This is a genomic window from Streptomyces carpinensis, assembly GCF_002154505.1.
In the GTDB taxonomy this organism is placed as follows: Bacteria; Actinomycetota; Actinomycetes; order Streptomycetales; family Streptomycetaceae; genus Streptomyces; species Streptomyces carpinensis.
The window spans coordinates 1-7499 of record NZ_MUBM01000487.1; the positions used below are offsets into that span (position 1 = coordinate 1).

Genomic DNA, 7499 nt, shown 5'->3' on the forward strand with positions numbered 1-7499 from the left:
GGCCGCGGAGATCTCCCTGCCCTCATAGACGATGGCGGTGGCCTCGCCGGCGTAGCGCGCTCTGCGGTGGATGGCGGCGGCGGGGCTGATGTCGACGCTGGCCATGGCGGCTCCTTCGATGGCTGTCGGCATGTGGCTCGGTGGACGGGGGCGCGGGCGCTCAGAGGTCGGCGCCGCCGGCTGAGGTGCGGAAGCCGCGCACGGCGATGCCGCCGTCCACGGGAACGACCGCGCCGGTGATGTTGCTGCTGTTCCGGCGGGAGGCGAGCAGGACGTAGGTACCGGTGAAGTCCTCCGGTTCGACGCCGGCGTCGTACAGCGGGACGTGCGGCCGCTCTCCGGCGGCCTCGCTGCGGGCGAAGGAGTCCGCGATCGACCTTCCTTCCAGGCCCAGGCTCTCCGGGCCGCGCAGCTGGGTGCGCATGCCGCCGCAGGCGACGCCGTTGACGCGGACCTTGGGGGCGAGTTCGTAGGCGAACTCGCGCACCAGCCCGAGGCAGGCGTGCTTGCTGGCGGTGTACACCGGGCCGCCGCCATTGGTGTGGAACGAGGAGTTCGACAAGGTCATGATGATGCTGCCACGGGTGGCCACCAGTTCCCGCCACGCGGCCTCGACGGCGAGGAGGTAGCCCTTGACGTTCACGGCGAAGATCTCGTCGAAGGCCGCGGCCAGCTCGTGGCCGGTGAGCCGCGTGACGCTGCGGTGGTAGTCCCAGATTCCCGCGTTGGGCACGAGGATGTCGAGTTTGCCGAACCGGTCGACGGCGGACGCGACGGCCGCGTGGAGGTCGTCCGGGGAGCGCACGTCGCCGGGCACGGGCAGGACGCGGTCGACGTGTTCGCCTGCCGCGGACACGACCGCGTCCAGCCGGCCGCGGTCGCGGTCCATGACGGCGACGCTGGCCCCCTCGGCGAGGTAGCGCAGGGCGACGGCCCGGCCGAGGCCGGACGCTCCGCCGGTGATCAGGGCGACGTCGCCCTCGAGCCATCCGCTGTTCGCGGTGGGGGCCACGGCTCAGTCCTCCTGCAGGAAGTCGGTGACCAGGCGCTCGAACTCGGCCTGCCTCTCGAGCTGGACCCAGTGGCCGCAGCCGCCGAAGACGTGGAGCTGTACGTCGCGGATCTGCTTGAGCATGAGCTGGGCGCCATCCAGTGTGATGGTGCGGTCGTCGCGGCCCCACAGCAGCAGGGTCGGGTTCTTGATCTTGTGGACGTCGCGCCAGAGCGGGTCCATGCCGTGGCGCTTGGCGAAGGCGGCGTTGTAGCGGTGGTAGAAGGCGATGTGGGACTCGTCGAGGGAGGCCTCGTACCGGGCCTGGACGGTGTCCTCCCAGCGCCCCGGCTCGGCGGTCATGACGCGGATGAAGTCGCGCATCTTCTTCACCGTGGGGCCTTCGCCGTTGTAGTAGCGGAACATCGCCTCCTGGCCCTCGGTCGGGGTGGGCCCGAAGGGCAGCCATCCGCCGCCCGGTGCCATCAGGACCAGCTTCTCCACCCGCTCCGGTGCGGCCAGGGCGGTGGCGATGGCCGCCGCGCCGCCGAGGCTGTTGCCCAGCAGGTGGAAGCGGTCGATGCCCAGGGCGTCCAGGGCCTGCAGCAGGGCGTCGACGGTGATCTCGGTGATGCTGCGGGCGCCGAGGTCGGCCTCGGTGGGGCGGTAGCTGCCTCCGAAGCCGGGCTGGTCGGGCAGGAGCACGCGGAAGTACGGGGCCAGGGCGGGGAGGTTCTGGTGGTAGTTGGCCACCCCGCTGGCGCCGGGGCCGCCGCCGTGCAGCATGACCAGCACCGGGCCCTGGCCGGTCTCGCTGACCGCGATCGGGCCGAGGGTGGTCTGCACGGTGTGCTCGATGAGCTTCGGCTCTTCAGGGGTCACGTGGGAGCTCCGGTTCACAGGAAGGTGCTGATGTTCTTGGCGAGCAGGACGTTCTGGTCGAGCAGGATGGTGCGGCGGGCGACCAGCAGGCCTTTGTCCGCGTCACGCCGGAGGACGTCGGTGCGGCCGCCCGCGTAGATGTCGACCTCGCGCTCCAGGCGGTTGCGGTAGCAGAGGAAGGCCGACTCGGCGACGTACTGCCCGGACTCGTCGTCCGGGCGCACCACGACGTTGGTGATCAGGTGGCGGGTGCGCGAGGGCGGGTCCTCGGCCCAGGCCATGCCGGAGTCGAAGCGCCGGATGCGCCACGCCAGGCTCGCCTTGGTCTCGTCGAAGATCGCCACTTCCCCGGGCGCTCCGTCGGCGAGGCTCTGCTGGCGGCGCAGACGATTGGTGCGCACCGGCGCCCAGTAGTGCAGGTCGTCGGCGAAGAGCTCCAGCCAGTCGGCGTACCGGTGCTGGTCCAGCAGCTGCGCCTCCAGGCTGTAGAAGCGCTGCACCTCGAAGTGCAGCAGGGCGTCTTCCAGGGCCGGTGCGCCGTACGCGACGGCCGTGGGCTCCTCGGTGTGAGTGCTCATCGGGTACTCCTTGCGGGGCCGCGCTGCCCGGGACATCCGGCGGTGGCTGGGGACATCCCATCGCGATGCGGCGAGGGCGGGGAGCCGGTGTGCCGTTCCTCGGCACACCGGGCGCGCGGTGGTGACGAGCGCCGGCGTCGGGGCCGCCGCGGTCGTCGTGGGTGGTCGGCGGCCCGCACGGGCCGGTCGGCCGGGTGATGCGGGCCGTGCGGTCAGCCGCGCAGCAGGGTGCGCAGGTCGGTGGTCTCGTCTGCCAGGCGAGCGGCGTCCACCGCCACCCCTCGGTCGATCAGCCGGCGGGCGGCCTTGATGTCGCGGACCCGGTCGATCGCGGCGGCGGCCACCAGGCGGTCGCCGCGCAGGCCGAAGACGGTGCAGGGACCGCCGCCGGGGACTCCGCGCAGCACGGTCCGCCCGGCGTCGGCCATGGAGCCGACCGCCTCGAGACGCGAACCGTGGCGGTCGGACCAGAACCACTGCGCGGGCCGCTGCGGCATCGGCTTGCCGAGCAGCCCGGCGGCCGCGGCCTCACCGTCCTGCTGGGCGGCCTCCCAGTGCTCGTGGCGCCGGTGGCCGTCCTGGCGGGCGACGTCGCCGACGGCGAAGACATGGGGGTGGGAGGTGCGCTGGGCGGCGTCCACGACGACGCCGTTGTCGACGGTGAGGCCGGCCGCCTCGGCGAGGGCGGTGCCGGGCCGGATGCCGATGCCGACCACAACCGTGTCGGCAGCCAACGGCACAGGGCGGCCCGAGATGTGCACGGACACCTCCTCGGAGCCCTCGGCGCGCTCGATCCGCTCGACGCCGCCGGTGACCACCTCGATGCCCTCCTCCGCGTGGCGGCGGTGCAGGACCTCGGCGATCTCCGGGCCGACGGCGGCGGTCAGCGGCACCGCGACCGGGTCGACCAGGGTGACCCGGCAGCCCAGCGCCACGGCGACGGCAGCGGTCTCGGCGCCGATCAGCCCGGCGCCGACCACGACCACCCGGGCCCCGGGCAGCAGCCGTTCGCGCAGCCGCTCGGACTCCTCCCAGGTGCGCAGCAGGTGCACGGACGGGTCGTCACCGCCCGGCACCGGCAGGGCGCGCGGCGTGCCGCCGGTGGCGAGCACGATCCGCTCGGCACCGACGGCCGAGCCGCCGGCGAGCTCCACGGTGCCCTGCTCGGGGTGGATGGCCGTGACGGCGGCGCCGGGCCACAGCTCCACACCCCGCTGCTCGTACCAGTCGGCGGGGCGCAGCAGGACGTCCTCGCGGCGGGCCTTGCCGAGCAGCACGTCCTTGCTGAGCGGCGGACGGTCGTACGGCAGGCCCTCCTCGGCGGAGAACAGCACCAGCTCGCCGTCGTAGCCCTGCGTACGCAGGGCGTCGCAGGTGGAGACGGCGGCCAGCCCGGCCCCGACGACAGCGATCCGCTTCATCAGGCGGCCTCCTGCCCGGGGTGGACGAAGATCTCGCCGTCGCGGACCTCGACCCGGTGGCTGCGCACGGCGTCGGTGGCGGGCATGCACTGGGGCTTGCCGGTGCGCAGGCAGAAGCGTGCGCTGTGCAGCGGGCACTCGACCTCGCCGCCCTCGACCCAGCCCTCGGCCAGGGAGGCCTGACCGTGCGAGCAGGTGTCGTCGAGGGCGTAGTACGTGCCCTCGTCGTTGAAGACGGCGATGGCGTCGGTGTGGCCGGTGACACCGGCCGGGACGGCCAGGGCCTCGCCCTCGGGGATGTCGCCTTCGGCGGCTACGCGGATACCGGTGCTGGTGGTGCTCATCGGGGGTCCTCCTCGGCGGTCCGGCTCTCGGCGGCCTTGGGCTGCTCGTGCCAGGCGGGGGTGTTCATCAGGTCGCGCCAGCGGGTGTAGAAGCCGCGGGCCGCGCCGTCGGAGTAGAGGCGTCCGGTGGTTCCGGGGTGGACGCCGTCCTGGGCCTCCAGGCCGAGGCCCATCTGGTAGTTGAGGGTCATGCCGCCGGCGACGAAGCCGCCCGCGGTGGCCTGGCACTCGCTCCAGTTCTCGCCGTCGTCCTGCTCGAAGATGCCGGTGGGTCCGAAGGTGCGCAGGTTGTACAGGCGCTGGGCGTTCTTGACCTCGTCGGGCATCGACTTGTCGACGAGGGCCCAGGCCCAGACCTCCATCTTGTCCGGGCCCTTGGGGTGCCAGACGCGGATGCTGCCGTTGACCGGCAGATAGGAGAAGTTGGGGAAGATGGTGGCGTGGCCGGTGGTCGTCGGGCCCTCGACCCGGGCGTCGCCCAGCCGCTCGCGCAGCGCGTCGTAGTCGTAGTACTCGTGCACCACGCGGTCGTCGAAGCGGCTCTTGGGGTGGGTCGGGAAGCCGGCACCGTGGCCCAGCGGGTCGGTGTACTGCCGGCCGGGGGTCTGCACGATGTCCTTCTTGGGGCCCTTGCCGGTGGGCGAGAGCACCATGAGCGCGGAGGCGTGCGAGATGTTGACGTGGTACCAGTCGGAGGCGAACTGCTCGGCGGCGAGCTTCCAGTTGCCCTCCAGCACCCACTTGTGGACGCCGCCGACGACCTCGGTGCCCTCCGGGTCGCGGTCGAGCATCGCGTCCATGTACCAGGTCATATCGCCGAGGGCCTCGCGCAGCGGCGGGGCCTCGGGGCTCCAGGTCGCGAAGACCAGGCCCTTGTAGGTGTCCAGCTGGGCGACCTCGATCAGGCCCCACTTGTCCTGCTCGAAGTGGCCGGGGTAGTCCTCCCCGTTGGGGACGTTGATCAGCTTGCCGGAGGTGTCGTACGACCAGCCGTGGTAGCTGCAGGTGAACGCCTTGGTGGCGCCGGCGTCGGCGCGGCAGACCCGCATGCCGCGGTGACGGCAGGCGTTGAGGAAGGCCCGCAGCCTGCGGTCGCGGCCCATGGTGACGATCACCGGGTCCTCGCCCATGAAGGTGGTGAAGAAGTCGCCCGGCTTCTTGAACTGGCTCTCGTGGGCCAGGAACAGCCAGCTGGGTGCGAAGATCCGGCGCAGCTCCTGCCGGTAGAGCGCGCCGTCGCTGAAGATGGTGCGGTCGACCAGACCGCGCTCGAGGTCGAAGTACCCGCTGACGTCGGCGGACGGCTCGGGGGTGCGGGAGAGGGTCACGACCGGTCTCCTTCCTCGGCGTTCCGCGCCGGCTTCGGCGGGCGGTGGTGGCCCCACAGGCTGGTACCGTCGACGCGGGTGGCGACCCACGGGTCGGACACCGTGATCGCTCCGTAGCCGTACTCGACCTCGAAGCCCGACGGTGTGATCGCGTAGAAGGACAGCATCTTGTCGTTGCTGTGCCGGCCGATCGTCAGCGCGATGGGCGCGCCGCCGTCCAGGCACCGGTCGTACGCGTGGCCGACGGTGTCGTAGTCGTCGACCTCGAGCATGAAGTGGAACAGCTCGCCGGGGTCGATGTCCTTCTTGGGCTTGCGCTCGGGATCGACGACCAGGCCGGCGAAGGCCAGGCTGTGGTGGCGCGGGTTGGTGTGCAGGAAGGCGATCCGCTTGCGTCCCAGGTCGCAGAAGTCGCTGACCTCGAAGCCGAGCAGCTCGGTGTAGAAGCGGAACGTGGCATCGTAGTCGTCCACGTTGAACACCACGTGGCCCAGGCCCTGGTCGCCCGTGACGAACCGGGCGCCCGTGGGGGAGACGAACGGCGTGGTCGCGGTGCGGGCGCCGTGGAACAGTTCGATGCGGATGCCGTTCGGGTCCTGAAGGTGGACGAGGCCGAGCACGTCGCGCCGGTGCAGCAGCTCGTCGTCGGCGTACTCGACCGCGACACCGGCGGCCTCCAGCTCCGCCGCGGCGGCGTCCAGTTCGGCCGGGCCGGGCAGCTCCCAGCCGACGTAGGCGAACTCCTCCGTGTCGCTCTCGTGGAGGGCGATCCGCCAGTCGCGCTCGTCCAGGCGCAGCCGCAGACCGTCCTCGGTGGTCCGGGTCCGCACGCCCAGGACGCCCTCGGCGAAGGTGCGCCACTGGTCGATCCGCTGAGTGCGGAGTCCGAAGTACCCCAGTCCGCTCAGTTGCATCGCGTATTCCTTCTGACTAGTGGTGTACGGGCCGCTGCGGCCGGTGCGTCGGGTGGTGGCGCGGGCCCGGACGCGGCTCGGTGGACGGCGCCTTCGGGCGGCGGCCGGCCTCGGCACCGCGGAGCAGTGCGGCGAGGGCGTTCGGAGGGGGCGACACCGGGATGTCCACGGCGGTCGTGCCGGTGTCGTGGTGCCGCATGTGCAACAGGAGACCCCGTGCCGCGGGACGCGGCCCAGCGCATGTGCCGCACTGCGGAACGCGACTGCCTCACCTTTCCCCCGCCGTCCCTGCGGACGGTCGTGCCGTGCCACGGCACGGCCGCTGGCGCCTGGCGGTGACCGCCGGGATCGTCGGGCACCGGTACCACCCGACCCGCCGAGGAGGACTGCATGCTTGCTGCCGTGGCCGTGCGCCAGGATCCGGACGACCCGCTGAGCGGTCTGGAGCTGCGCGAGGTGCCCAAGCCGACGGTTCCGCCCGGCTGGGCCCTGGTGCGGGTGCACGCCGCCGCCCTCAACCACCACGACATCTGGACCCTGCGCGGCGTCGGGCACCCGGCCGAGCGGCTGCCCATGGTGCTGGGCTGCGACGCGGCCGGCGTCGACGAGGACGGCAATGCGGTCGTCGTCCACCCGGTGATCGGCGACCCCTCGGCCGGGGGCGGCGACGAGACCCTGGACCCGGGCCGGGCGCTGCTGTCCGAACGGCACGACGGGGCGTTCGCCGAGCTGCTGTGCGTGCCCCGGCGCAATCTGGTTCCCAAGCCCGCCTTCCTGTCCTTCGAGGAGGCCGCCTGCCTGCCGGTCGCATGGCTCACCGCCTACCGGATGCTTTTCACCCAGGCCCGGATCCGTCCCGGCGACCGGGTCCTGGTGCAGGGTGCGGGTGGCGGCGTCGCCTCGGCCGCCATCGCGCTGGCGCGGGCGGCCGGGGCCACCGTGTACGCCACCAGCCGCTCCGAGGCCAAACTGGCCGCCGCGCGTGAGCTGGGAGCGAACGAGGCGGTGCCGTCCGGCACCCGCCTGCCCGCGAAGGTGGAC

The 7499-nt window shown here is 72.5% G+C and carries 9 protein-coding genes; 1 reads left to right on the plus strand and 8 read right to left on the minus strand.

Annotated elements, in window-relative coordinates; genetic code table 11:
- Window positions 1-160 precede the first annotated feature (160 nt).
- The 8 genes from hcaB to BZY54_RS44245 form a co-directional block, all read right to left on the minus strand.
- Window positions 161-1012, minus strand: coding sequence for a 3-(cis-5,6-dihydroxycyclohexa-1,3-dien-1-yl)propanoate dehydrogenase (hcaB, locus tag BZY54_RS44210; RefSeq protein ID WP_086731002.1), 852 nt, complete (start codon window positions 1010-1012; stop codon window positions 161-163).
- A 3-nt stretch (window positions 1013-1015) separates the two neighbouring features.
- Window positions 1016-1873, minus strand: a complete 858-nt coding sequence (locus BZY54_RS44215) for an alpha/beta fold hydrolase (RefSeq protein WP_086731003.1) — start codon at window positions 1871-1873, stop codon at window positions 1016-1018.
- Between the two features lie 14 nt (window positions 1874-1887).
- The gene (locus BZY54_RS44220) at window positions 1888-2451 is read right to left on the minus strand and encodes a 3-phenylpropionate/cinnamic acid dioxygenase subunit beta (RefSeq protein WP_086731004.1); all 564 of its coding nucleotides are present in this window, start codon (window positions 2449-2451) and stop codon (window positions 1888-1890) included.
- A 212-nt stretch (window positions 2452-2663) separates the two neighbouring features.
- On the minus strand, window positions 2664-3872 hold the full coding sequence (locus tag BZY54_RS44225; protein ID WP_086731005.1) for an NAD(P)/FAD-dependent oxidoreductase: 1209 nt from the start codon (window positions 3870-3872) through the stop codon (window positions 2664-2666).
- Complete coding sequence (locus BZY54_RS44230) at window positions 3872-4216, minus strand: bifunctional 3-phenylpropionate/cinnamic acid dioxygenase ferredoxin subunit (RefSeq protein WP_086731006.1); 345 nt, start codon at window positions 4214-4216, stop codon at window positions 3872-3874. Before BZY54_RS44230 ends, BZY54_RS44225 begins: the two co-directional genes overlap by 1 nt.
- Window positions 4213-5544, minus strand: coding sequence for an aromatic ring-hydroxylating dioxygenase subunit alpha (locus BZY54_RS44235; RefSeq protein ID WP_086731007.1), 1332 nt, complete (start codon window positions 5542-5544; stop codon window positions 4213-4215). Before BZY54_RS44235 ends, BZY54_RS44230 begins: the two co-directional genes overlap by 4 nt.
- A complete protein-coding gene (locus BZY54_RS44240; RefSeq protein ID WP_086731008.1) occupies window positions 5541-6458 on the minus strand; it encodes a VOC family protein in 918 nt (305 codons plus the stop codon). The genes BZY54_RS44235 and BZY54_RS44240 overlap by 4 nt, the downstream gene beginning before the upstream one ends.
- Window positions 6459-6474: 16 nt before the next feature.
- Window positions 6475-6657: a hypothetical protein gene (locus BZY54_RS44245; protein ID WP_086731009.1), complete on the minus strand. Its 183-nt coding sequence runs from the start codon at window positions 6655-6657 to the stop codon at window positions 6475-6477.
- A gap of 191 nt (window positions 6658-6848) precedes the next feature.
- On the opposite strand from BZY54_RS44245, the gene BZY54_RS44250 reads away from it, so the two are divergent.
- The coding region (locus BZY54_RS44250; protein WP_086731010.1) for an alcohol dehydrogenase catalytic domain-containing protein at window positions 6849-7499 on the plus strand (651 nt) is incomplete at its 3' end.

Bases quoted from the DNA above. Each gene is read 5' to 3' on its own strand.
- BZY54_RS44245 (WP_086731009.1), bottom strand. From the start codon at position 6,657: ATGCGGCACCACGACACCGGCACGACCGCCGTGGACATCCCGGTGTCG.
- BZY54_RS44220 (WP_086731004.1), bottom strand. From the start codon at position 2,451: ATGAGCACTCACACCGAGGAGCCCACGGCCGTCGCGTACGGCGCACCG.
- BZY54_RS44225 (WP_086731005.1), bottom strand. From the start codon at position 3,872: ATGAAGCGGATCGCTGTCGTCGGGGCCGGGCTGGCCGCCGTCTCCACC.
- BZY54_RS44240 (WP_086731008.1), bottom strand. From the start codon at position 6,458: ATGCAACTGAGCGGACTGGGGTACTTCGGACTCCGCACTCAGCGGATC.
- BZY54_RS44230 (WP_086731006.1), bottom strand. From the start codon at position 4,216: ATGAGCACCACCAGCACCGGTATCCGCGTAGCCGCCGAAGGCGACATC.